The following is a 25085-nucleotide window of genomic DNA, read 5'->3' as shown; positions in this document are numbered from 1 at the left end:
AAAGCTTACGCCACTATGGCGCAAGCCAGCCGGTTTATCCGCGTACACGCTCTGAATACAAACGATTGTAGCGTTCAAAGCCTACATAACGCGTTCCCTTGAAAGAGAGTCGACCTTCATCTCCCTCGGCGCACAAGCCGTACTCATCACCATTCACTTTGAATTCGAGACGATCCCCGCTCTCCACTTCAAATGTGATGTAATAAAGCGTACGGGCTGTACTTCCTGGTTCGGAGTGCGACTGACTCATCTGCATTCTCCTGCTGGTAATCCGTGAAGGTACGGTAAGCAGAGGCTCTGAGTTATTACGACCCCATCTCCATACTTCTTTCCCTACCGACAGAAGAACGATACCTATAATCAGGACAAATACTACCGGAAAGACGGTTCCAAAAAAATCAAACATCCAGGATGATTCAATGCCCATGTCTCTCCCCTCCGTTCATCAAACCTAGGACAGCCGGAGTCTTGACCCGTCTTCTGTAATATATATGCACGTTAACAGGGAACTTGTTATTCGTATTCAAATCCAATATGTATTAACATATCAATGCGCCTCGTCCTAATCAAATCCTTGGCACCAACTGGGATAGCGCCTTGATGAATGAACGTTATCCCAGTTGAGGTACCCTACCCCCTCTCTATGCTAATTGAGTAATAACCAGATGTGCCGAAACTGGCCTTGTTCCTCCTGCGAGCGGAGTCATGGTTAATGCCGTTGATTCTCCAGCTGGATTGCGTACAGTGAGTATTGTATTAATTACTGTTGTTTGCACGATAGCCATTCCTGGCATCTGACTTGTACCTGTTGCCCGCCCCACAACTGAATTGGAGAGGTCAGCGCCATTAAGTGTTAACATAAGTTGCCCAGCTTCATTCATACTCCCCTGAAACAAAACCAGATACGTACCGATCGCAGCCAAATTAAATGTACTCGGTCCTGTACGAGTAATTGTAGTCCCACTTGTAGGTCCATCTTGCGGAAAACTTACATCCGCGCCCGGAGCAACCGTTGCTGCATTGTCTGGAGGCATCAGCGCAAAAAAATCGGCAAATCCAAGAACCCCTCCGGCTACTCCTGTAGCGCCAGTAACACCCGTTGGTCCAGCTACTCCCGTGGTTCCGGTGACGCCCGTTGGACCTGCTACACCAGCTGCGCCTGTCGCTCCGGTAGGCCCCGCTGGACCTGCCAATCCTGCAGTACCCGTGGCTCCCGTGGCTCCCGTGGCACCTGCCACTCCAGCTGCGCCTGTCACTCCGGTAGGCCCCGCTGGACCCGCCACTCCTGTAACACCCGTGGCTCCCGTGGCACCTGCTGGACCTGCAACACCAGCTGCGCCCGTGGCCCCAGTCGCACCGGGAAAGCCTTGCGGTCCAATAGCGCCAGCTGGGCCAGGCACACCCTGAGGTCCTTGTGGACCCACAAGTCCTTGTTCCCCAGGAATACCCTGCACGCCCATCGGTCCGGCTGGACCAGCCAGCCCCTGTGGACCCATGGCTCCCGCTGGTCCAGGTTGACCTTGAGGACCTTGTGGACCTGGAGGGCCTCCGGCCGGACCCTGAGCTCCAGGTGGTCCTTGCACCCCTTGCACCCCTTGCTGTCCTTGAATTCCCTGTGCGCCCTGAGTACCTTGTGGTCCTGTTGGACCAGTGACCGTAGGCGTAATAATTTTCACTTTAGGCGGCGGACATTTTACCTGAACTAATTTTTTAGTCACCTTCACTTTGCAATTTTTTCTTTTAGATTTGCAGGGATATACCGTTACCTTTTTCCTCTTAGATCGCTTCTTCTCTTCTGAACTGCTCATCGTGTGGACACCTCCCTATAGACATAGTTTAACGTACGTATGTGGTTAGTTTGGTGTATGGACGAAAAACCATATTCAACTAAACTACAACCTATATTTAGGAAAAAAAGGCTATTAACGTGGTAGATTGGCCCTTTTTAAGAGGAGTAAAGCAAAAAAAAGGCTCTGATCGTGATAGTATATAGTTTTGATTTATTATGTTTTAACCAATTATGTATCTTTCTCTTATAAATTTCTTTTGTGATTTGATTCCATAATCAAGAGTCAATCCGCACAAAAAAGAAACATCCCCGCTTGGAGATGTTTCCTAACAATCTGACTGTCATATTCAGAACATTTGACACTTTTTCTATGAGTCTAAGCGTACATCAGATCCATGAATCCGCGAGTGACTTCTTCACCATCCGCTTGCTCCGGTTCATCTGCCTGTGCGTGCTTCTCCATGCAGGCTTTGACTTCTTCCTCAGTGGTACAACGGTTGGCATCATCACATGTGTAGCATAATTGGAGCATGTATCTGGTTAACTCGTCCGCCTGCGTGAATTGAGCTTGTTCATTCGTTCTCATGTTCATCACTCCCATCTCTTCTTGAATTCAATATAACATCATTTGAAGGGATTTATTGTGATTTAATTCACAAAGTAATTAAAATGAAAAGAAACCCGTAGGTTCCCTTTCTTAAGACGTTTTATTCGAACTCAATTATAGTACTTTCCAACGCACACCGCCGTCTATGGTTTGCAGCAACAATGATCTTTTTGCATCCGTATTTTCGACCAAAATCCAGCCTAGTTTCGAAGAAACCATTTGGAGCTTGACGATCTCAGGGTACTCTTTAAGAATGTTTTCCAGTACTTCACTTGTAGGAAGTGCTTTCCAAGTCTTGCCGGCATCTTTCGTGTAATAAGTCTTGCCTTTCTGCATGACCCAGCCTTCCAAGGGATTTAGAAATGTAGGAGTCAGACCGCGATTGATTCCGGTTTGTTTATTCAGACTGAACGTTGATAACTGCCAGCTCTCTCCGCCATTTGTTGTGAAAAACCCGTTGAATTTGGTGCTTTCCCCTTGAGAACAGGATATTGACATCCAGGCAGTTTGAGCTTCCCGTCCAAAAAACTGTGGTGAGCTGATGTTAAAATTACCACATCCGTTAAATTTGTTTCGGTCAAAGAATGACGGGCCCGACTTCCAATGTTGGCCACCGTCCGCTGTAACGTACAATTTCGGCGTTCCGAACTCTAGAGCGGTCAAGAACCCGTGATCCGAGTCCGAGAACGTCATCCCAGTTGAATAACCCCGTGTAGGGATCTCTGCAGATGCTGGTTTACCATCTTCGTCACTCGAAGTCATCTGATTCCAGGTAATACCGCCATCTTCGGTAAGATACAATTTCTTGTCTTGCTTGCCAATGGAAGTATCCACTGTTGTCAGTATCCAGCCTTTCTCAGGAGAAACAAATGTAATGGCCGTCACTTTATCCGTCTTCGATAAGGAGGACAGACTCCAACTCGCTCCACCATTATTCGTGCGCAGCACCATCGTATCTGTTCCACCCATTCCTTCACGAACAATCCATCCATGTGTACTATCTACAAAATAAATGCTTTGTCCATATTGCGGATTAGCCGGAAACTGAACATTTTCCGAAGGTGAGATGTTGGTCCAGGTACTTCCCTGATCCTGAGTATAATACAGACGCAGGGCGTTCCGCGTCACTCCCCACGCTAATCCACCGTTACCATTAAGCAACTGGAAATCGGTTAAACGGGTCTGAATTTGATATTTGGCTGTATCCGAAGCTTGTGTACTGTTTGCGGGGGGAACAACAGTTAAGGTCTGGCCCATATTCCCGTTATCTTCTTGCTCCTGCGGCGGCTCTGCCACCGGGGTCTCTCCCGAATCGGTGCAAGCCGCCAGCAGAGCAGCTATACCGATAGACAGCAATGCTGTCTGCGCGATTTTGATCCATTGCGAACGCAAGTGGTTTCCACCTCTCTCATCCAATAAGCAGGCGCGCATGCCTGTCCATTCATGTTGTTTTTACGATTCATTTGAATCCACTGCTCCTATTCTACCACAAACGATGTCGAAAAGGTTCATCTCCACTCTCTGGAAGCAGACAGCGATCATTTTACTGCATCTGTTTCTTGTATAAAACATAAACCAGGTTTTCGACGAAATCCTCCGTAAAAAGACATGAAATGTGAAAAAGTTTATAGACATGGCTCGCTTTTCGCACGCTTATCCCTTAATATGGATGGAAGTATACCCCAAAAAGGAGAGGATATGAAAATGGTAAACAGTGCAGCGCTCAAACCAAGTCGTGTCGTTATTGTAGGCATGGGTGCGGTGGGAACAACAACGGGATACACGCTGATGTTAAGACAGCGTTCGTCCGAGTTGGTATTTGTGGATGTGAATCATGATAAGGCTACCGGCGAAATGCTGGATATGAACCACGGTCTCCCATTTACCGGAGGCGTTAAAGTATGGGCAGGCGATTACTCCGACTGCAAAGACGCAGACATCATTATTATTACTGCAGGTGCTTCCCAAAAACCAGGAGAGACTCGCATTGATCTACTGAAGAAAAATGCAAGCATTTTCAAAGAGATCATTGAACGTATTACTGAGGTTAATTCCCATGGTATTCTTTTGATTGCAACCAATCCTGTAGATATTTTGTCCTATACTTCTTGGAAACAGAGCGGTTGGCCCGCTTCACGCGTAATTGGTTCTGGTACTTTGCTGGACAGCGCACGTTTCCGTTACCTTATTGGTAAAAACAAAGGAATTGATCCACGCAGTATTCACGCTCATATTATCGGGGAGCATGGCGATTCCGAAGTACCGGTATGGAGTCTCGCCAACGTTGCAGGAACGAATCTGGATCTGGATGAAGAAACACAACAAGATATCTTCGACCGGACCAAAAATGCAGCTTATGAGATTATTAATGCCAAAGGTGCCACTTCCTATGCAATTGCGCTCGCTTTGGACCGTATTGTAGCTGCCATTCTGGGCAATGAAGGCTCCGTACTGAACGTTTCCACATTGCTGGAAGATTACAATGGCGTATCCGATGTATATCTGGGTGTTCCATGTGTAGTTGATCGCAACGGTGTACGTGAGATTCTGCCACTTCCTTTGAATGAGACGGAGAAAGTTGCTTTCCAAGCCTCTGCCAACAAATTGAAGGAACAGATTGCCGGACTGGAGTAAATCCAAATCCAGGCGTTTGACTAATCACGTTATTTTATAATGATTAAATAGCGTTAAGGTTGTATAACTAAAGGACCACCTGTATCTTCATTGCCAAGATGCGAGTGGTCCTTTCGTCTTATTAATAGCTTACACTGTTGTATATCGTTAAGTTTCAATTGAAGGTCATTCTCTGGCTAGTTTATCACCCTATTACATATGGGCAAGAAAAGTAAACATTGATTTCATAATTTAAGTTTACATAATAATTATTCTGTAATAATAAAAAACGAAATTATTTTATAATTTCAGACCGCCTCTCATTTTCCATTAAATGTATTAATAATCCACTCCATCAAAATGCAAAAAAAACCTGTCGTTTTGGACAGGCTTTTCTATCATTACTTTCTTCTATTATATAAGCGAAGCTTATCTTTTACATATCAGCCACAAACGCTGGAAGTTTGACATCCAGCAAGGCCATCGCTTCCTCCTTCTCGCGGCTGGTTACGTGGGTGTATACCGTGGTGGTTTGAATGGAGGAGTGACCCAACAGCTCCTGAACCGTTCGCAGATCTGCTCCACGTCTAAGCATCATGGTCGCGAATGAGTGACGCAGTTTATGACTGGAGTAGTTCACACGCTGATTGGAGGCTATTTCCTGCTGAAAGCGTTCAAAGGTTTCGGTCGATATAAGCTGAATACTACGAATCGACAATCGTTTCCCCTTTTGCGAGACGAATAATGCCTCTTCCTTCGCCCGCCATGGATCCAGCCGCTCCTGAAGAGCCTGGGATAACAGTTCGGCAACGGTCTCAGGCACAGGCAGTGTACGCCATTTCCGGCCCTTACCGAATACGTCCAGCGTGCGCCGTTCCGCATTATAGTCTTTGCAGTTCAAGGCATAAACCTCTCCAACCCGCAATCCCATGTATCCCATGAGCAGAAAAATAGCCAGGTTTCGTGTACGATACTTACCCTCGACCGATTGCAAAAATCGTTCCAAACCGCTTTCATCAAGGAAGACGGGGGCACGATTTTGCTCGGTTTTGGATTTCTTGATTCCAAAAGCAGGGTTATTGGTCACCAATTCAAGCTCAATCAATGACTTATAAAAACAGTTCACCGCAGCGTGTTTCCGATTACGCGTCGAGTCACTGACCCCTCTTTCCCGCGCCCGGGACAAGAAGGATAACACATGAAGTTTTTTGACCTGCTCCAGTGACTTTCCATGAATAGAGACGAGAAATTCAGCAACGTCACCTGTGTATGATTTTACCGTATGTCCCGTGTAGCCCGCATCTTTCATCCATATATGAAAAGCTTCAAGCTCATCGGCGTATTGCTCCTGAATCTCTTCGGTCATCATCTGTGTTCGTCACCACACTTCTATTTATTAATCTACAATTACGACATCGATTAGTGGAATGATCGCTTCGGCTTGTCCCTCACTGCGGGTGAGTATAAATGAAGGGAGTGGATTTTCGTGCAGTCCATTCACTGATTCACAGATCTGAACATACAAGTCCATACGCAGCGTCTCGCCTTCACCCGCAACATCAATTACAGGCCATGCTTTCTCTGCACAGGATGGCCAGTATGCCAATTCGTTTACCGGCACGATACTTAATTGTTTAATTTCAGGATGCACACGGTATATTCCCGTAGTCTGAGGTTCATCACCCAGCTTGTCTACCGAAAGTATAGTTCTCGAATGTTCATCCGGAGCTGAATATATCGAATAACACCATGGTGTTACTCCCCAGGCAATCGCCATGAGACCTTCCTCAAGCAAGGTGTCCGAAAGGTCACCCTCACTGAATTGTTCTATCAGATTATGGCTTCCAGAACCGATCAGATCTTCTACACGTTTCGCCATACGAGGCAGATCTGCGAGAATAAAGCCACCACTGCCGTAGGAGTCAAATACATGATTATCCCGTGTCCACACCGTTTCAAGCGCTGTATTCATTTGCGAAGCTTCGGCTGGAAACAGACATATCGCTACAGTTACCACCTGAGCATATTTCACCATGGCATGCTGCTCGGGCTCCAGTGGTCCCTCTGCGATACGGGGTGTTTTGACATGCAGTGAAATTCGCAGCTCGTACTCCCCTTCTGCAAAGTCACCCAAATTCAATACGATCGGATGATCTATTCCTTCAATGGGAGTGAGTGAGCATGTACTGTCTGGTCGCAGGGTAACTGCATATTGTGCAAATCCCAGCTCCTCCCCATATATGATAATGGTATCTTGTCGATCCGGCGGTGTATCCATATACTGCGCAATAACCGATACCTTGCGTCCATCCTTCAAACGGCGCTGCGGATCAATATCCAATTGATATTCGTTTGTGTCCTCTGAATGTGAAATGATTAGCTTCGTCTCGGCAAGTACGGCTGAGTCAGCCAATGCAAAACCGAAATTCGAATTTTGGTGATGTTGATTGGTATGTAATGGTGTGTTCATGGTACATCCCCTCTCCTATGTCTGATGGCATGTCACACCCCCAAATATATGTCATATTTGCCCTGACCGCAACCCCGGTTCCGCTCACAAGGATAGATTTATTACTTATTAGATACCCAAATATAGCCTCATAAATCACCATTTTTTTATATTACACGAACTGCTCTCACAAAAAAAAGCCCCATACCGCGCCGCTTTGGCGATGCAGTTTGAGACAATGCAGTTGACTCTACTAACGTATAGTTTCAGTGTGACAAATTAATTTACTAACCTTTCAAGATATCTCTACAATGTAGGAATCAGCTATGACAACTATTTCCCCTTTGTTGTTTTGAACGTGTCCGTTATACGCCGTACCGGATTCAAATGACTGTGATGACGACCGTAGGCAAAGTAGATGATTAAACCAATAATTAACCATCCGAAGAACGTAATCCAGGTCAGAGCTGCTAGACGTGTCATGAGATACATACAGCCAACAGCACTCAGAATAGGAATCAGTGGAACGAAAGGTACGCGGAATCCCCTTTTCAGCTCCGGGTTGTTTTTCCGCAATACGATAATCCCCAGACTTACCACCGCGAAAGCAAACAGTGTTCCGATGTTGGTCAACTCCGCCAGATGGCCAAGTGAGATGAAACCCGAGAATAAAGCGACGATGATCCCAGCAACCCAAGTACCTGTAGCAGGTGTTTGGCTTTTGCCACTGACTTTGGAGAACACCGGAGACAATAGTCCGTCTCTTGACATAGAATAAAGCAAACGTGTCTGACCATACATCATTACAAGTAATACAGTGGTAATTCCCGTAATCGCTCCAAGCGAAACAATCCAGGACAATCCTTTCAACTGTACAAATTCAAAGGCAAAGGCAACCGGATCACTCACATTCAGCATGTGATAAGGTACAATCCCTGTCAGGATCAACGATACAACGATGTAAAGCACGGTACAGATCGCAAGAGATGCAATAATACCGATTGGCAAGTCCCGTTGAGGACGTTTCACTTCTTCCGCAGCCGTAGATACCGCATCGAAACCAATGTAAGCAAAAAATACCGTTGCCGCCCCTGCGGTTACCCCTGAGATGCCAAACGGAAGGAATGGTTGCCAGTTATCCGGCTGCACATAGAACACACCCACTCCGATAAAGATCAGCACCACGATAATTTTAATCGCTACCATGATTCCGTTGGCACGAGCAGCCTCTTTCACCCCTCGGGTGAGCAGGAATGTAATGATTAACGTAATCACCGCTGCGGTGATATCAAAATAGGTTCCCTTTTCAGGACTAAATGCACTTGTGAGCGCATGGGGTAATTGCAACCCGAATCCGGACAATAACGTTTGAAAATATCCAGACCAACCGCTGGCAACAGCCGCACTCGCAAATCCATACTCCAGAATAAGATCCCATCCGAGAATCCAGGCAATGACTTCGCCAAAAGCGGTATAGCTATATGTATACGCACTTCCTGAAGCAGGCACACTGGATGCAAACTCCGAGTAACACAATGCAGCGAAGGCGCAGATAATACCTGCCAGCAGAAAAGAAAGTACCAAACCGGGACCTGCATATTTTGCGGCAGCAACACCAGTTAATACAAAGATACCCGTACCGATGATCGCACCTACCCCGAGGGTCATCAGATCAAGCGGACCCAGAACCCTATTCAACATGTTGCTTTCGTTATCTCCGGTGGCAATCGGTTTTTTTCTAAACAGGGAAGATCGATTCTGGTTTTGGTTCATACACAGTTTCCTCTCGTATTGAAAATGATGAATGTGTCTCTTTACTTCAAATATTTTGTTTGGGTCATCTGTTCTATGAAAAAGTCCTTTGTTCTATCTTACCGATCAACTACAAAAATCTATCGATTTCTACACTTTGTCGCGTTGCTTTGTTAAATTTATTTTTCGGATGAAGGTATATTTTGTGCGTTCTAGACGAAATTTATCATGATCTGTTGGACAGGGGAGAATATGAAAATCGATTTAAAAGAAAACTGCGTATAATTTATATTATGCGCAGTTTTTTAATAGCTTTTTTCTTAACCAAAACATCATAAGCTCGTTGTTACATGCAACTATGCAAATACAGTGCCTTTTCGCCTCTTTTTGCGGTTTATTCCTTACTCCCCCTGTCCTGTTGCACGATAAACACTACGCCAAAGAGCCGCATATCCGTATGCGGCCCATCACTTGTAACGCTATTAGATCTATAAACGAGATAAGAACATCCACTCTATTCATTCCGGAAGAGAATCACTCTTTCACTCACACGGATCATCTAACTTATGAAAATACAATTCGCTCTGCATCCGACATCTGATATTGAGATAGCAGATATTCCTTGCTGTCCAAAGCCTTCCGCCGAACCTCGTTCAGATCGACATGCAGCAGCTTGCCTTCGCGCTTCACCGGCCGACCTGCTACAAACACGGTATCCACATTGGATGGATTGGCAAATTGAACGACGGCTCCAACCGGATCATGCACCGGGAACAAGTTAAGATCGGTGGTTCGGATCATAATCAGATCTGCTTCTTTACCTGGCGTAAGTGTACCGATCTTCCGCTCAAGTCCCAGAGCCTTCGCCCCAGCAGAAGTTGCAAATCTTAGAACTTGACTGGATTGCAGATTAAGCTCGCCAGGCATTTCACCCTGCAGCAAAAGTTGTTCATTTTCACGGGAACGTTCAGCTTGAAGTGCAAATTTCATCTGGGAGAACATATCCCCACCCGTCGATGTTACAACATCGACTCCGAGCGTTGGAGTTCCTCCGTTTTCAAGGAAGTACCCCGTAGCCGGATACCCATGCCCCATCATCATCTCTACTTCTGGTGTGACGGACAGTGAGGCGCCGCTATCGGCCAACATTTTATACTCATCCGTATCCATCGTATTTCCGTGTACGACGTTCAGACCTGGGCTCAGTAAACCAGACTCATACATTTTACTTATCGAACGATCTACGGATCCCCAGCTTCCAAAGCCAACATGCATTGAACATATCGCATCAAGCTCTTGGGCAAGCTGAATTTCCTTCACTGTGGTATCCCAATGGCTGAACTCCGGACCACGAATTGCAAGGCCGAACGTGAGAAGCTGATCCCGTGAAGAAAAATACTGTTCCTTGACTCTTCTCACATCATTCGAATACGTCAGCTTGCTCTCTCTGTTCCAGTAGGGCGTCTCACCCGGTAGACCATAAGCGAAAACCGACCGAATACCCGCATCCTGAAGTCCGCGAATCAGTTCATCCGTATGCTCCGGTGAATACGGCATACTCCAGTCAAGCACCGTGGTCACTCCTGCATTAAGCGCTTCCAAAGAACCGAGCAAATTGGCGATATAGCTGTCTTGTGGCCGGAGTTTACTTCCCATCGCTCCATAGTAGAGATTCTGCAGATAGACCGGCAGTGACCAGTTGGTTCCCGCTGTTTTTACAAGTGACTCCCATACATGCCGGTGCGTATCTACAAGTCCAGGGAGTATGATCATCTCCGATGCATCTATTACTTCCGCTTCAATACAACTCAGGTCGGGCCGGATAGCAGTTATAAGAGAATCCTCAATAAGAACGTCCGCCCGTTTATACTGACCTACCGACGAATCCATAGACAATACACAACCATTTTTCAGTAGATAACTTGTCCCCACAAGACACATCTCCAATCATTGTTTTTTGTTGGATATACGCTTGAATCCCGGATGTTAATCTCTGATGATGAAATGACTAGCTGAAATATTTTAAGTATATAACCATTATATAGAAGAGGATGGAAACATTCAATTTTGATAAAAAAAAACCTATTGAACATTTCCCGGTTGTCGAAAAATACCGCAAATCACTCTGTGCATACTCCTTGCTCTCATACACTTTACTCTTGCTGCTGATCCTTCTTCTGTTTTGCCCTAAATCTTCTAACCTTCATCAGATTACCACACATCTTGTCATCACAATACTTCTGGGTTCTGCTGCGCGTATCGTCATAGAACATCCAGCGACAATCCGCATTGTCACAGATACGAATCCTTCCACCTTCCCCTTCAACTACAGTGATGGCAAAATCGGCTGCAACCTCCGCTATGATCTGCTGCCATTGATTTCCTACAGGGATAAGTGAAAGATTCAGTCCCTCATCTCCAGCGTTCAGTCTTCTTATGACCTGACCTTCCTTCATCATGGCGTTTAGCCATTCCAGGTCTTGGTTCGATAATGCATTTCCGCCAGATAAACGAGTTGCAAGAGCCTGCAATTCATTTCTGAAGTTCCTCAATGCTCCCTCCTCTTCAGAAGAAGCAGGTACAGATGCATTCAGTTGCCATTGTTTGAGAAATCCTTGCTGCCATTCGGTTTTGCCAAGCCTGTCCTCTGAACGATCCCCACCACGCCAGTCATGGTAATCACTGTTCACAAAATCAGTCCATAGTCTATCCATACGCACCTCCGATAAAATGTAACTACCTAAATTTAAAAAGATAGTTACAATTATTCATGTTTGGGTTATATTAATTGTAACCACATTTAAGCACTTTAGCTAGTTACCATGAATTCATTTTAGGGAGGAAAAATCAATGACTACAACAGCAACAGAACTATTGCTCATTCAGAAAGATGATACCTGGGATCAATGTAACTGGATTGTGCCTTTATCCAAGGCACTCGAAGGACTGACTGCTGAACAGGCAGCCTGGGTTCCATCATCCGGTGGATCAAGCATCTGGCAGTTGGTTAACCATATGTATTACTATAATCATCGTTTGTTGAGTCGTATTCAGGGCACAACACCCTCTGGTGCACCTGCCGAAAACAATGAATCCACCTTCGGAGATCCGGGCGACCCTTCTGATACTGCTGGCTGGAGTGTACTTATGCAAAATACAACGCAATTAGCCGGACAGCTTCGTGATCAGCTCGCTTCATTAGAAGAATCCGATCTTGAAGCCCCGTATATGGATACAGATGAAAAATGGGCACATGAGCTTGCCCGCTGGGTACTCCACGATGCGTATCATGCAGGTCAGATTGTATTACTACGCAGACAACAAGGAAGCTGGAATATCATATTCTAAAAAAACACTTGAACTGCTAGCGCTTACAGGAATAAGATGGACTTATTAATGTTACAGCTTGTTCAATACACAATATAATTGAATAGGATCTTCGGGGTAGGGTGCAATTCCCAACCGGCGGTGATGTTCTTCGGAACCAGCCCGCGACTCGCTGTTTGACCCGATGTAGGGATTCAGCGACTGACTTGGTGTGACTCCAAGGCCGACGGTAAAGTCCGGATGAGAGAAGATCAACACATTGACATGCCGTTACGGAAAGGCTTATTTTCGTACGACATGTCAATGATTGAGCCCCCGTTTATTTGGTGTATACCAAAACGGGGGCTTTTGTCGATTTTGCCAACTGAAGATTCCGTGTTCTGACGAAGGAGTCCTGAATATGGAAAAGACACAACCTGCATCAACAGTTTACCGCAAGGAACGAAGTAATACCGGATTCTGGCTCGTCGTGCTCGGCGCCGCCCTTTGGGGTGTAGATCCACTGTTCCGTATTATTTTGCTCAAAACGATGACCTCCACGCAGATTGTACTGGTGGAACATATTATTGTCAGCCTTGTGGCGATTCCCGTGTTATGGAAGTTCCGGGCCGATCTGAAAAACCTGCGTGCTCGCCACTGGATTGCCGTGATATTTATCTCCTGGGGAGGATCTGCTCTCGCCACGGTATTGTTCACCCTGGCACTTACGCATAACGATCCCAACACCGTTTTGTTATTGCAAAAGATGCAGCCGCTATTTGCGATTGTTCTGGCTAAGCTGCTGCTGAAAGAAACATTGCCTCGCCGCTTCGGTGGACTGTTTATCATTGCACTTGCAGGAACATACCTGCTCACGTTTGGATTTACCCTTCCCCTTGGCAACTGGGACAATTGGGTTCATGCAGGTAGCCTGTTATCACTGGGTGCAGCTGCATTGTGGGGCGGTTCAACAGTTATGGGGCGGCTGATGCTGGGGCAAACCCGTTATGAAACGGTCACCTCTCTGCGCTTTGTCGTAGCCTTGCCACTGCTGATCTTTATGACGTGGAACGAAGGTGCTGCCTGGACATTCCCTTCCGCTACAGGTGAACAGGCGGCTGTAGCACTTAATATTCTGGGTCAGGCATTACTGCCAGGGTTACTGAGTCTTCTGTTATATTACAAAGGGCTCTCCTCCACCAAGGCCTCAGTCGCAACGCTCGCAGAACTGAGCTTCCCGATGGCCGGTGTACTGGTAAACTGGATTGCATTCCGCACATTAATAACATGGGAGCAACTGGTGGGCTTCATCCTCATCTGGATTGCCCTATTCGCCATCTCCAAACAGCAAGAACGATCAGCGACTCCGGCTGACGGTGCACCAAAGCTCCGTACGGATTGAATTTTATATAAAAGCAAATCAATCAAGGCACTGGACATCCTTTGAGATGTTCAGTGCCTTTTGTCTTTTCACTATTCCGGTGGTACGATGACTTATGGAATAGTAGATTAAGTCAATTTAGAGAGGAACGATCATCATGTCTTCGTCTTCATCATTTTCGTATACATCTTACGATGCTATAGGTTTGGCTGAATTGGTTCGCGCACGGGAGATATCGCCTGTCGAATTGCTGGAAGCGGCGTATGCACGCCTGGAAGAAGTGAACCCGCAGCTCAATGCAGTCATTCGTACATATGAAACACGTGCACGTCAGGAAGCGAGTATAGTTCGCCCGGGAGAGCAGCCCTTTGCCGGCGTGCCCTTGTTATTGAAAGATATCTCTCAATCCCTGGAAGGTGAAATTCTCACCTCGGGTTCTCGTCTTCTCAGTGAGCATCGGGCACAGCGGAATTCTAATTTCGTTACCCGTTTGCGCGATGCAGGCTTCATTATCATCGGACATACCAATACACCGGAATTTGGCCTGAAAAATATTACTGAACCCCGTCTTCACGGTCCAAGTCGAAATCCATGGAATACGAATCACTCGCCAGGCGGTTCAAGTGGAGGTGCCGCAGCAGCAGTAGCCTCGGGAATTGTACCTCTTGCGGGAGCCAGTGACGGTGGCGGTTCCATCCGAATCCCTGCTTCATTCAGCGGCTTGTTCGGACTAAAACCTACACGTGGACGGACACCTGTTGGACCAGGAGTTGGTCGTCAGTGGCAGGGTGCTTCGATTGATTTTGCCTTGTCCCGCTCCGTTCGCGACAGTGCTGCTTTGCTGGATACCCTGCAAGTGATTCAACCCGAAGCTGCGTTTCATGCTCCCCTCTTTCCGGGAAGCTACTTGGCTGATATGCACTATCCTCATCAACGCAAACTGAAAGTCGCTTATACAACAGCTTCGCCTGTAGGTACACCTGTGAGTGATGAAGCCATAGAAGCAGTTTATAAGACGGTTCGCTGGCTGGAAGAACAAAGCCATGTGGTTGAAGAAAAGCTGAGTCCGGTTAATGGTGTCAAATTGATGGAGAACTATTACATGATGAACAGCGGCGAAATGGCGGCGATGATCTCTTCGATGGAACGTTCTATGGGCAGAGTATTAACCTCTGATGATATGGAGATCGAGTCCTGGGTTCTGGCTGAAGCTGGCAAAAAAGTATCCGCTGCCGAATTCGTACATAGTCTGGCCGAATGGGATGTTGCCGCAGCTCAGATGTCCACATTGTTTGAACGCTATGATTTTTATGTCACACCTGTCAATGCTTTTCCGGCACCCAAAATCGGCGAATTGACACCTCATGATGAACAAATTCAGCATCTGATGCGTATTAGCGATTTGGACAAGATCCAGCAGCAGCAGTTGATTTATGAGATGTTTGAACCAAGTCTTACCTACACTCCGTTCACTCAGCTCGCGAATCTGACGGGTCAACCCGCCATGAGTGTTCCTGTGCATCTGACTCCTGAAGGCCTGCCCATGGGTGTACAGATTATGGCAACCAAAGGCCGTGAAGACTGGTTGCTTCATCTGGCTGGTCAGCTGGAAACATCCGAACTATGGGTCGGCATGAAGGGTAATCCACTGTTTCCAGCATAAACGCTGAATACAACCTGTATCATTTTCATTGTGAGCCTTATGTTTGCCAATGTGCATGAAAGCCATGTCAGCTCCGCATACTGAAAGCAAAAACTGCGGAGGAATGTGACGAATGAATATGAATACAACGGAACGCCATAAACAGTCTGTTCGTATCCCGGCCAAAACGGGTTATGCCGTCAAGGTAAATAAAGGTTCATTAATTCGGGTGACCGATTTGGAGGGTCAGCAGGTCGTTGATTTTGTTGCATATGATGCTCAAAATGCCAATAATCGATTAGACCCAGGTGTAACGATGGACGTACTGCGGTCCTATCGGATCAAACCAGGACAATCCGTGTATTCCAATCAATATCAACCATTGCTTAAGATCGTTCGTGACACGGTTGGTGTTCATGATTTCTTCAATTCTGCCTGTCGTCCGGAAATGTATGAAGTATTATATGACAAAAAGGATCATGCAAGCTGCTATCATAACCTAAATCAGGCTCTTGAACCGTTCGGGATCTTGCCGCCGGATCAGCATTATCCATTTAATTTGTTTATGAAATCGGTCGTAGATGATCTGGGCAAGATTGATGTCGTAGCTCCAGATTCGCGCGCCGGTGATTATGTGGAGATGGAGGCATTGATTGATTTGGTTATCGGTCTGTCAGCTTGTCCTTGTGAAGAAAGCTCATGCAACGGATATCATTGTACAGACATTCAGCTGGATGTAGAGTCCTTATCAGATTAAGCGACACACAGCTTGTTCTAATTTGCTCCAGACGGGAATACGATGACTTGTACCCATATGTGTGTGACTTACCGGTACAATTCGTCGAACCCGTTAAGGAGTGAACGCGTATATGTCTGTACTGTTTAGTTATATTATTCTGGGAATCTCACTATCCGCTCCAATTGGTCCGATTAATGCCGCTCAGTTGGATCGCGGAGCCCGCCACGGATTTATGCATGCCTGGATTCTGGGACTGGGAGCCATGTTTGCCGATTTGGTGTACATGCTTCTGATCTACTTTGGAGTTGCCCATTTTCTGGACACGCCTTTCATGCGCTCGTTTCTTTGGTCTTTTGGCAGTTTTATTCTCGTGTATACCGGTGTGGAAACACTTTCCAAGTTAAAAGACGGTATCCAAACCTCTTCTACAGCAGAAGCGAGGGTTGGGAAATCTTTTGTCTCTGGCTTTCTCATGGCCCTGTCCAATCCCCTGAATATTTTATTCTGGCTCGGCATTTACGGCTCTATCCTTGCTACAACCGTGAAGCATACCGACACCGCTCATCTGCTACTATACAGTTCTGGTATTTTCATAGGAATCCTTGTCTGGGATGTCATCATGGCTGGCATGGCTAGTCGATTTCATAAACGCAGCAACGAAACCGTTTTGCGCTGGATCTCCATTATCTCAGGGATCTGTCTGATCGGATTTGGCCTGTACTTCGGTTTTGAAGCTGTACGATCTATCTTTTTCTGACATAAAAACTACACTGGACAGTCACCCAACGCCATCCGCATTAATACGTTAACGGTATCATGTGGAATGGAGTTGGGGAATCCATGGCAGAGCTGTACAGTGCCGATGAAATAAATGCATCATTCAAAGGTCTGCCCGAATGGCAGCAGGACGCTTATTCAAAATTTTCCAATATGATTGCAGATGAGGATAATACGTATCCTTGTGTACCCGGACGGATGGGTTTTCTCTCCGGACATTTGAGATACGGATTCACCAGGGATCCGCGAACCCAAGCTTCTGCTGAAGACATGGCGGAATTACTTAGTCAATATGGACCCGTATCCCGGGATACGGGACATTATGCTTCTTTGGTTGTCATTTGCGAGACACCGGATGATTTGAGAAACAACACAACAGTTGAGCAGTATCAGTCCTTGTTCTGGGAGATGCTTAACCGGGTAAGTTCACTGGATACTGCCTCCTGGCCTGAACATATTTCGACTGATCCGCATGAAGCCACATGGGAATTTTGCTTTGGCGGGGAGCCTTACTTTTGTTTCTGTGCCACTCCCGCGCACGAACTTAGAGCCAGTAGGCACTTCCCTTATCTTATGTTTGCTTTTCAACCACGGTGGGTGTTTGAATCGATTAATGACAACACACCTCTTGGCCGGAAAATGAAAACCTTGATTCGTAAGCGTTTGGCAGCTTATGATGCCGTTCCGGCTCATCCTTCGCTCATGTGGTATGGGGAGCAGGATAATCTGGAATGGAAACAATATTTCCTGCCCGATGACGAGCAGACCCCTTCCAAATGTCCTTTTTTGCGCATGAAGCAAGCCATTAGCAAATTGACGAAATAGCTGATACCAGAGTCACCCATTCAGGGCTTTGATGGTTCAGTAGATGGCGAAGGTTGCGGTTTTCGTACTTTGTTTACAATGTAAGTAATCAAGGCGATCAATACAACAAGACCTATACTTGCCAGCAGACCTCTTCTGCTGGCTTTTTCCATAGCCGTGCCAGCTACTGCTGCAAGTATAAGGACCATGGCGATCCATACTTTGATGCGATTCCAACTTGTTGGCTTCATTTTCTTGATATACGTGATGCAAATCAGAAGCCAGGTATACATTAATACCAAGCTACCTGCGGTTGTTACATATTCGAATAGGCTCTTAGGCATCCATAATGCCAGGAGAGTAGAAATGATTAATCCAGCCGCAGTGCATCCTAATGCATATAGGGGCATGTTCTTTTTTCCCCAAGTCTTCGTAAACATCTTCGGTGCATCTCCGTCTTCACCCAGTTTAACCAACATGGACGTAATCGCATAGATTGAAGCGACCATCGTGGAGAACCCGGCGATTATCAAAATTCCATTGAGAATATGAACCACGACCGTAAATCCAATCGATGACATCGCTTTGACGAGAGGACTCTCGTCTGGTGTTAATTTAGCAGCAGGAACCAGAAGAAGGATTAAGGCAATTGCCACAACATACAGCGTACTGACGGTTAATAACATCACTCTGCCTGATTTCACTGCATCCTTAGGTTCTTTCAGCTTGGCTGCCATTAAACCCATGACCTCAATCCCGGCAAAGGCAAAAAAGGCATAAATAAACCCGGTCCACACGCCTTTTATTTTGTGAGGGAACCATTCATTCGTTATTTTCTGCGGCGTAATCTTCACATCTAACCAGCCCAGACAAGCCGCTGCTGCAATCGCGATAAAAGCAACCGTTGCAGCTAACTTGATTACTGCGAGTACATTTTCTGTTTGAGTTAACCCTTTGGCTCCCAATGCGGCGATGAACAATCCAATACATGCGTATACTGCCACAAACACCCACAAAGGAAACTTGGGAAACCAAAATTGAGAGAATAATCCGAGAGCAGTTAATGAACTGCCCATGATCAGCATTTCGGAAGACCAATACATCCATCCGCTTCCGAAACCGGCCCATGGGCCGAACGCTTCACCGGCATATGTTCGAAAAGCCCCTTCTTTCGGATCTTCTGCCGTCATCTGAGCTAATGCTCCAAATACAAAATAGGTCCCCGCAGCAGCCAGCACCAAAAGTACAAGCACGGATAAACCGGACCAATGAATAGCCAGACTTGTTCCGAGGAAAAATCCGGTTCCCAGCGTACACCCCGCTCCAAATAAGGAAAGACTAATCCAGCTCAGTTTCTCTTCTTCTTTTTGATGCACATGACTTTTCATATGTATCCTCCTTCATGCGTACCCCATTACGGTTTACATATGATGGAGGTTTTATGTCATTAAGGTAAAAAGAAATAAAACTGACTTAAATAAGTTTACATAATAATGTTTACGTTAACTATATCTATTTCTTTCCTAACAACTGTTGAAGCTCATCCAGTTCTATCTTCGCTTCCGGTTGGAAGTCCTCACTTTTTACATATTGTGCAAGGCTGTAAAGTAACTGGCGCCCTTCTGTCTGTTTAATCAATTTTTCATAATGTAGTGCTCCAACCAGCAGCTTGCCTTTTCCAACTTGGCATTCAAACAGCAGCCCCAGCTTATGATTACGTTCAAAATTATCGATGGTTTGAACGAAAGGTTGAACATTCTCTGCGACTTTATCCAAAATAATAGACCGTGAATTCATAACGATATGCCACCAAGGATAAGTGGAATGGTTCTCACTTGGAAAGTGCTTCAATGCCGGGTGTGAGTTATTGATTAGAAGGCCTAGTGTGCCGACGGGAACTTGCTTGTTCATGCTTTCCGAAATGGATCGGAACATCGGATAACACCAGAAATCGGTACAATATGTGCCTTCGACTGAACTGTCGTTATCTTCGAGTGTTGGGAGCAGCAGCACGCTCTCACCTTTTTCAAGTAAGGCAATGACTTCATCGGACAATTCCTTATAAATATAGTCTTGTTCAATAGCTGTCACATCATGATCAGGGTATACCCATTGGTCATATTGTTTCCGAATATCGGTACCTGGAATATGCAGGGATAGAGTGATTGGCGTCATCTTTTTCACATCAGGCAGCTTGAACTTTATTTGACTTATTTCAAACCAAGTTTCTCCAGAGACAAAAGAAATCTCGTCTTTTCCTTGTGCAATCCGCTGATCCGAATCACGCATTTCCCACTCCACAGTCTGACCACTCAATGAATCTGCCCGGTAGTACCTTAATTGAATATGGGCATTGAAATCTTCACCCGAATTGTAGTTAAATTTCTCGAATCGGGCCAGAAGGACTGCATCGGAGCAATACGTCCTCCACTCCTCAGGAGTAACCAGCCCTTTCGGATCCATGAAGGCATCCAAAATACCTACCAGTGCGGTCCCCTGTCCACTAAAGTCCTGAAGATCGAGCAATTGAAATCCTGCCAGATGATTGGATCGAAATGCCGCCTCAAGCTCTTCCTTATAGCAGGCTACTGCAAGTTTGCCAGAGCTTTTGAAAAAGGGTTCAGCCAGATGTCCCATTCCTTTGGATTGCAATCGTTCCCGAAACACCTCGAAGTTTTTTGCCTTCAGCGATCCGGTATACTTCTCGATCTCTTCATAATTGGGATACATGGCATATTGTCCAATCTCATGGGAGATGACGGGTAGATGTGGAATGAGCTGTTGTTCAACAGAAGCGGCTTTCACGATCTTGGCCTCCGTGCCATATTGAATTTGAATTTCAGATTCTTCTGCTTGAATTCTCTCATTCTCTGAAACTGTTCCAACGGGCAAAATCATGTCGTCGTAGTCCTTCAGAGTACCAGGCACGTCGGTTTGAACATGACCCAACGGGGCATCACACATGGCATAAGAGCCGCGGAAAAGTCTATCTTTGGAAAAACGTACGCCACAGTAAAAATCTTCTTCCTCTAGAATCAGCGGAGTGAACTGAAAATTGTTTGAACCCTGGGTGTACAGAGGGCGTGGATCAAATGCTCTATACGCTTTGATAATGGCATTCAGTCTTTCTTTACTGCCCCAAAGTTCATTACCGAGTGACATCATTACAAAAGAAGGATGATTCCCAAACGCCTTGAGCATGGCAAAGCCTTCACGAATAAGATAGTCCTGTTCAGCCTGATTATGCTGTGGGTCAAGTTCATCCGTGATTGTTCCCCAGAATGGCAACTCAGGCTCCATATAGATACCAAGCATATCTGCAGCGGTGAACGCTGCTTCAGGTGGACAACAGGTATGGAAACGATAATGATTTATACCATATGATTTGGAAATACTCAGGATTTGCAGCCATTCATCCACATCGGTTGGCGCGTAACCTGTAAGTGGGAAGATTAGACCATCATGTTTTCCACGAGGAAAGGTCTTTCGACCGTTGATGGTAAAAGCATCTCCATTAGCTTCAAAATCTCGCAGTCCTGTTATGATTTCAGTTGTATCCAGCACATCGCCATGTTCACCCATCAGAGTAAGGGTCAGCACATACAGATGTGGGTCAGAATCACTCCAGAGCAATGCGTCGTCTCCCATGTTGTAGAGCACATGAACTTCGTCCTGGCTACATGGATAGGTTTGCTCATTCACCACATGATTTCTGTCTGATGCCACATATCCATGATTCTCTTTTAAAAGGGGCTTGAAGGTTTGCGCAGTAACGGACAATACAGTACCTGATATCGATTTGGACAATGTACTTGTGATTCTGAATGTTCGCTCTTTAGCATTGGGATAGATCTGTACCTCACCCATATGCACCTCGTGGTAAAATTGAATCTCCAGCTTCCCCGTAATTCCGTTCCAGTTGGTCTGAGTATCGACAGATGTAAGATGCCCGCCTTTCGTCGGATAGTCGGTATTATCGACCCGGATGGTGAGGGTGTGTATCCCCTCCGATAGCCCTTCCGGCAAGATAAACACATGGGGGGTGTTAAGACTATCCTGCGCTCCAACTTCTTCACCATCGACCCATAACTTGGTTATGCGCGTGCGTTCCAGATACAAACTGCATTTCTTGCCAGCAAGCGTTGAAGGTATATCAATCTCCCTTCTCAGCCACACCCATCCTTCATATGCATATTCATCAGTCAAAGACCCGATGTGAGCCACATCATTCTTTCTTCCTTTGCGTGCATGAGAAGTCGTGTTCGGCAGCGTTATGGTATCGTCAAATGGGCCTTGAGCGCCTTGTTTATGTTCATCCAGTTGAAGCTCCCAGCTTCCCTGCAAGTTCATTTTGGTTAACATGATCTTAGCTCCTCTATACTTTATGTATACAATCTATTCTTCTGTTTACGTATTTCTATTATATAACTGTAATCTTAGTCCACCCATATAATAAAATTTATGCTGAGTATAACAATATGGAAATAATCCAAAGGTTATCGCTGACAAGTTCGTCTCTATAATGACTTAGAAATTCAAAAAAAGTCGCCTAAAAGGCGACTAGTGCTACTTATTTGAGTAGTCAATTCTCATACGCTGTTAGATCTGACAGTCCCGGCATGTTTACTTGGTTGTATAGGCCTCTGATTCCTCATACAAATCCGCTGGCAAGGCCTGTATGAAAGGCGACCAATCGCCCGCCATGTACAGATGAAGGCGATGCATAGCGCGCGTACAAGCCGTATAAAGAAGTTTGCGTTCATTGTCGCGGCTATAAGCTCCAGACGAAGCATCATAGACCAAGACTGCATCGAACTCAACACCTTTGGCAAGGTACACAGGAATGACCATTACACCTTTTTCGAAGTTGAACGTTTCCTTTGTAACGAGCTGTAAAGCTTCGCCTCCTTGAATCTGTAACGATTCATAGGCCTTGTGGCTTTCGGCAGCGGTCTTCGTAATAATAGCGATGGAATCAAAGCCCTCAGCTCTTAGTGACGCGATATCTGCGACCATTTGTGCATCCAGCTGCTCTCTGTCGTTGCTTCTCGTCAGCAGGGGCTTTAGGCCTTTTCTTTCAAAGGGTACAATTTCATCTCCGTCTGGAAGCATCGCTCTTGTGAATTCAACGATCTCCTTCGTAGAGCGATAACTGCGTACTAGGGAGAAAAGACTTGTTTCGGCTTCACCGTAGAGACGGACTAGTGGTGAATCAGCTGCGGCCAAATTGGTAGCCTGCGTGAAGATCGCTTGCCCGAAATCGCCGAGCACGGTCATGCGGGCTCGAGGAAACAGCTTTTTGAGATATTCATATTGAAATGTTGAATAATCCTGACCTTCATCAACGAAGACATACTTAATTTCCGTGTTTGTCCGGACACCTTCAATCATTTCTTTTACATACAAATAGGGAGTCGCATCCTCATGGAACAACGCGTTTTGGAGCAGGCTTTCCTTGGTTTGACTGCATATCTCAGGCCATAGCGAGGGGATAACCGTAGCATTCGTTTTCTCCCGATAAATGTCTTCGTCAACAAACAATTCGCCATATATGCCTTTGATATCAACAAACGAGAATTTCTTGATACCTTTTCTTAGTGGGCTAAAACGTTCTTTCACGATCTTGCGGCCGAGCAGTTCCTCTTCCTTCTGGGCAAAGTCAAAGTCACCTTCATCTTCTCGACGCTTCTTGCTTATCTTCTCGCGAATTTGGGCGTACTGTTCCGCGATATCGAATACTTCCTTATCTTTATGCAGTACTTCGAAGATATCCGCATACTGATCGTTGTCGAGATAATTCAATTCTTCCTGTACCCACGATTCTTCACGTTCCTTGCGTTCCAGGGAAGCCAGCTCTTTCAGCAGCCATTCCTGTAAGAGTACAACACGATTTAGCAAGGGCAGGGAACGATCATAACCGTAAAATTTGTCTCTCATTTGCTCCGCAGTAATCAAATCCCGGTTCCGAAACCGAATGCTGTTGAATCGCATACCTTCCTGCCCCAACCAGTTTCCATAGTTCTGCAAGGCCTGCAAAAAAGCATCTGAAGCTTTATATTCGATCCCCTGAAGCCGCGCCTCATAGCCTGGAGCTTCATGCGCGGTCAGTACATATTCAATCTGATCAAAGATGTCCTCCGGACGCAACGAAGAGCCGAGCCAATAGTCGAGAAATTGTTGAAAAGTGGTCTGCTGCATATTATCTTCACCGAGCTCCGGAAGGACAGTGGAAATATAACTGCCAAACATCGGATTCGGTGAGAACAGGACGATCTGATCAGCACTGATCGTCTGGCGGTGTTTGTACAATAAGTACGCCACCCGCTGCAAGGCTGCGGAAGTTTTACCGCTACCGGCTGCTCCTTGTACGATAAGCATTCGGCTTGTGTCGTTACGGATAATGGCGTTTTGTTCCTTCTGAATGGTTGCCACGATGCTTTTCATTTGTGAATCCGCACCTTTGCCGAGCACTTGCTGCAACAATTGGTCTCCAATCGTTTCGTTTGCATCAAACATGTTGCGGATTTCTCCGTTATGGATCTGAAATTGCCGTTTGAGCTCTATTGTGCCATCGATTCTTCCGATCGGCGTCACATAGGACGCTACGCCGGGGGAAGAATCGTAGTACATGCTCGCGATCGGTGTACGCCAATCATAGATCAGAAAGCTCAATCCATCTTGGTCGACAAAAGAAGATACGCCGATATAGATCTGATCGGTGTGGGCCAGACCTTTCTCCTGAAAGTCGATGCGGCCAAAATAAGGGGACGGGAGCAAATGTTTCATGTTATTCCATTGCTGCGTCAACCGCATGTGACCACGTTCCCGCTCGGCCAATACCGCGGACTGCTGGTTAATGGTGTAGAAGGTCTCTTCGAAATCTTCGTGGGTGCTAGTGTTGATCGTAACTTCTTCCCAAAAGCGCTTGCGAATTTCCGTAGCCTGGTCATGCATTCCGGCAACCTTTGGCTCCAATTCTGCGATTTTGGCCTGCAGTTTGTTCCTTACAGACTCCAGCCGTTCCTGTTCCAGCTGCCAATCTTTTGTTTGCATCTCTCTAACCACTCCTTTTCCTATTTTTGGATGAAAAAGAGCATTGACAAATCAAAATTCCAGATGTAAAATTAAAGTAGGGATAAAAATAAGTACATACTTTAATTTTGTTTGTCAATGGCGCTAACGATTATATCATAGCGTTATTTTTCGTTCAATTCTTTTTTTCGTTT

General features: G+C 45.9%; 19 protein-coding genes and 1 riboswitch. Of the genes, 7 read left to right on the top strand and 12 right to left on the bottom strand.

Translation table 11 applies throughout. The features are described from left to right. Window positions 1-34: 34 nt before the first annotated feature. The 4 genes from BLS14_RS05685 to BLS14_RS05670 form a co-directional block, all read right to left on the bottom strand. Window positions 35-427: a DUF2500 domain-containing protein gene (locus BLS14_RS05685; protein ID WP_062319566.1), complete on the bottom strand. Its 393-nt coding sequence runs from the start codon at window positions 425-427 to the stop codon at window positions 35-37. Between the two features lie 214 nt (window positions 428-641). Then, the gene (locus BLS14_RS33450; protein ID WP_305367632.1) at window positions 642-1718 is read right to left on the bottom strand and encodes a collagen-like domain-containing protein; all 1077 of its coding nucleotides are present in this window, start codon (window positions 1716-1718) and stop codon (window positions 642-644) included. Between the two features lie 447 nt (window positions 1719-2165). Then, window positions 2166-2375, bottom strand: a complete 210-nt coding sequence (locus tag BLS14_RS05675) for a hypothetical protein (RefSeq protein WP_090950246.1) — start codon at window positions 2373-2375, stop codon at window positions 2166-2168. Between the two features lie 135 nt (window positions 2376-2510). After that, window positions 2511-3788: a VPS10 domain-containing protein gene (locus BLS14_RS05670; RefSeq protein WP_063564962.1), complete on the bottom strand. Its 1278-nt coding sequence runs from the start codon at window positions 3786-3788 to the stop codon at window positions 2511-2513. A gap of 312 nt (window positions 3789-4100) precedes the next feature. Here BLS14_RS05670 and BLS14_RS05665 point away from each other — a divergent pair, with 312 nt between their 5' ends. Further along, window positions 4101-5030 (top strand): L-lactate dehydrogenase, encoded by a 930-nt coding sequence (locus BLS14_RS05665; RefSeq protein WP_063564963.1) that lies wholly within the window; start codon window positions 4101-4103, stop codon window positions 5028-5030. Window positions 5031-5445: 415 nt separating this feature from the next. Here the strand turns inward: BLS14_RS05665 and BLS14_RS05660 are convergent, their stop codons facing one another. From BLS14_RS05660 to BLS14_RS05640, 5 genes are all read right to left on the bottom strand, one after another. Then, window positions 5446-6378 (bottom strand): tyrosine-type recombinase/integrase, encoded by a 933-nt coding sequence (locus tag BLS14_RS05660; RefSeq protein ID WP_090949982.1) that lies wholly within the window; start codon window positions 6376-6378, stop codon window positions 5446-5448. A gap of 27 nt (window positions 6379-6405) precedes the next feature. Further along, complete coding sequence (locus BLS14_RS05655; protein WP_090949980.1) at window positions 6406-7479, bottom strand: hypothetical protein; 1074 nt, start codon at window positions 7477-7479, stop codon at window positions 6406-6408. A gap of 312 nt (window positions 7480-7791) precedes the next feature. After that, window positions 7792-9231, bottom strand: coding sequence for a branched-chain amino acid transporter BcaP (locus BLS14_RS05650; RefSeq protein ID WP_090949978.1), 1440 nt, complete (start codon window positions 9229-9231; stop codon window positions 7792-7794). Between the two features lie 543 nt (window positions 9232-9774). Further along, entirely contained in the window at window positions 9775-11151 is a 1377-nt protein-coding gene (locus BLS14_RS05645) for an amidohydrolase family protein (protein ID WP_090949976.1), read from the bottom strand. A gap of 212 nt (window positions 11152-11363) precedes the next feature. Next, entirely contained in the window at window positions 11364-11924 is a 561-nt protein-coding gene (locus BLS14_RS05640) for a CGNR zinc finger domain-containing protein (RefSeq protein WP_090949974.1), read from the bottom strand. Between the two features lie 136 nt (window positions 11925-12060). Between BLS14_RS05640 and BLS14_RS05635 the strand changes: the two genes are divergently transcribed. The 6 genes from BLS14_RS05635 (at window position 12061) to BLS14_RS05610 (ending at window position 17880) form a co-directional block, all read left to right on the top strand. Continuing rightward, entirely contained in the window at window positions 12061-12558 is a 498-nt protein-coding gene (locus BLS14_RS05635; protein WP_090949972.1) for a DinB family protein, read from the top strand. A gap of 83 nt (window positions 12559-12641) precedes the next feature. After that, window positions 12642-12793, top strand: a riboswitch (FMN riboswitch). Window positions 12794-12937: 144 nt separating this feature from the next. Beyond that, the gene (locus BLS14_RS05630) at window positions 12938-13918 is read left to right on the top strand and encodes a DMT family transporter (protein WP_063564970.1); all 981 of its coding nucleotides are present in this window, start codon (window positions 12938-12940) and stop codon (window positions 13916-13918) included. Window positions 13919-14054: 136 nt separating this feature from the next. Continuing rightward, window positions 14055-15560: an amidase gene (locus BLS14_RS05625; RefSeq protein ID WP_090949969.1), complete on the top strand. Its 1506-nt coding sequence runs from the start codon at window positions 14055-14057 to the stop codon at window positions 15558-15560. A gap of 112 nt (window positions 15561-15672) precedes the next feature. Then, window positions 15673-16296: a DUF1989 domain-containing protein gene (locus BLS14_RS05620; RefSeq protein ID WP_256336163.1), complete on the top strand. Its 624-nt coding sequence runs from the start codon at window positions 15673-15675 to the stop codon at window positions 16294-16296. Window positions 16297-16408: 112 nt separating this feature from the next. Beyond that, entirely contained in the window at window positions 16409-17035 is a 627-nt protein-coding gene (locus BLS14_RS05615) for a LysE family transporter (RefSeq protein WP_063564972.1), read from the top strand. Between the two features lie 83 nt (window positions 17036-17118). Continuing rightward, a complete protein-coding gene (locus BLS14_RS05610) occupies window positions 17119-17880 on the top strand; it encodes a YqcI/YcgG family protein (protein WP_090949966.1) in 762 nt (253 codons plus the stop codon). Window positions 17881-17900: 20 nt separating this feature from the next. On the opposite strand, the gene BLS14_RS05605 is transcribed toward BLS14_RS05610, so the two are convergent. The 3 genes from BLS14_RS05605 to helD all read right to left on the bottom strand — a co-directional run bounded on the left by BLS14_RS05605 (window position 17901) and on the right by helD (window position 24912). Beyond that, a complete protein-coding gene (locus tag BLS14_RS05605) occupies window positions 17901-19247 on the bottom strand; it encodes an amino acid permease (RefSeq protein ID WP_090806358.1) in 1347 nt (448 codons plus the stop codon). A 124-nt stretch (window positions 19248-19371) separates the two neighbouring features. After that, entirely contained in the window at window positions 19372-22221 is a 2850-nt protein-coding gene (locus tag BLS14_RS05600; RefSeq protein ID WP_090949963.1) for a glycoside hydrolase family 2 TIM barrel-domain containing protein, read from the bottom strand. Window positions 22222-22482: 261 nt separating this feature from the next. After that, a complete protein-coding gene (helD, locus tag BLS14_RS05595; protein ID WP_090949961.1) occupies window positions 22483-24912 on the bottom strand; it encodes an RNA polymerase recycling motor HelD in 2430 nt (809 codons plus the stop codon). Window positions 24913-25085: the final 173 nt, after the last annotated feature.

It is taken from the genome of Paenibacillus sp. OK060 (assembly GCF_900101205.1).
In the GTDB taxonomy this organism is placed as follows: Bacteria; Bacillota; Bacilli; order Paenibacillales; family Paenibacillaceae; genus Paenibacillus; species Paenibacillus marchantiae.
The sequence above is the reverse complement of the archived record's forward strand: the minus strand, read 5'-3'. Positions and strand labels throughout refer to the sequence as shown.

Bases quoted from the DNA above. Each gene is read 5' to 3' on its own strand.
- BLS14_RS05685 (WP_062319566.1), bottom strand. From the start codon at position 427: ATGGGCATTGAATCATCCTGGATGTTTGATTTTTTTGGAACCGTCTTT.
- BLS14_RS05675 (WP_090950246.1), bottom strand. From the start codon at position 2,375: ATGAGAACGAATGAACAAGCTCAATTCACGCAGGCGGACGAGTTAACC.
- BLS14_RS05665 (WP_063564963.1), top strand. From the start codon at position 4,101: ATGGTAAACAGTGCAGCGCTCAAACCAAGTCGTGTCGTTATTGTAGGC.
- BLS14_RS05660 (WP_090949982.1), bottom strand. From the start codon at position 6,378: ATGATGACCGAAGAGATTCAGGAGCAATACGCCGATGAGCTTGAAGCT.
- BLS14_RS05655 (WP_090949980.1), bottom strand. From the start codon at position 7,479: ATGAACACACCATTACATACCAATCAACATCACCAAAATTCGAATTTC.
- BLS14_RS05650 (WP_090949978.1), bottom strand. From the start codon at position 9,231: ATGAACCAAAACCAGAATCGATCTTCCCTGTTTAGAAAAAAACCGATT.
- BLS14_RS05645 (WP_090949976.1), bottom strand. From the start codon at position 11,151: ATGTGTCTTGTGGGGACAAGTTATCTACTGAAAAATGGTTGTGTATTG.
- BLS14_RS05640 (WP_090949974.1), bottom strand. From the start codon at position 11,924: ATGGATAGACTATGGACTGATTTTGTGAACAGTGATTACCATGACTGG.
- BLS14_RS05635 (WP_090949972.1), top strand. From the start codon at position 12,061: ATGACTACAACAGCAACAGAACTATTGCTCATTCAGAAAGATGATACC.
- BLS14_RS05630 (WP_063564970.1), top strand. From the start codon at position 12,938: ATGGAAAAGACACAACCTGCATCAACAGTTTACCGCAAGGAACGAAGT.
- BLS14_RS05625 (WP_090949969.1), top strand. From the start codon at position 14,055: ATGTCTTCGTCTTCATCATTTTCGTATACATCTTACGATGCTATAGGT.
- BLS14_RS05620 (WP_256336163.1), top strand. From the start codon at position 15,673: ATGAATATGAATACAACGGAACGCCATAAACAGTCTGTTCGTATCCCG.
- BLS14_RS05615 (WP_063564972.1), top strand. From the start codon at position 16,409: ATGTCTGTACTGTTTAGTTATATTATTCTGGGAATCTCACTATCCGCT.
- BLS14_RS05610 (WP_090949966.1), top strand. From the start codon at position 17,119: ATGGCAGAGCTGTACAGTGCCGATGAAATAAATGCATCATTCAAAGGT.
- BLS14_RS05605 (WP_090806358.1), bottom strand. From the start codon at position 19,247: ATGAAAAGTCATGTGCATCAAAAAGAAGAAGAGAAACTGAGCTGGATT.
- BLS14_RS05600 (WP_090949963.1), bottom strand. From the start codon at position 22,221: ATGTTAACCAAAATGAACTTGCAGGGAAGCTGGGAGCTTCAACTGGAT.
- helD (WP_090949961.1), bottom strand. From the start codon at position 24,912: ATGCAAACAAAAGATTGGCAGCTGGAACAGGAACGGCTGGAGTCTGTA.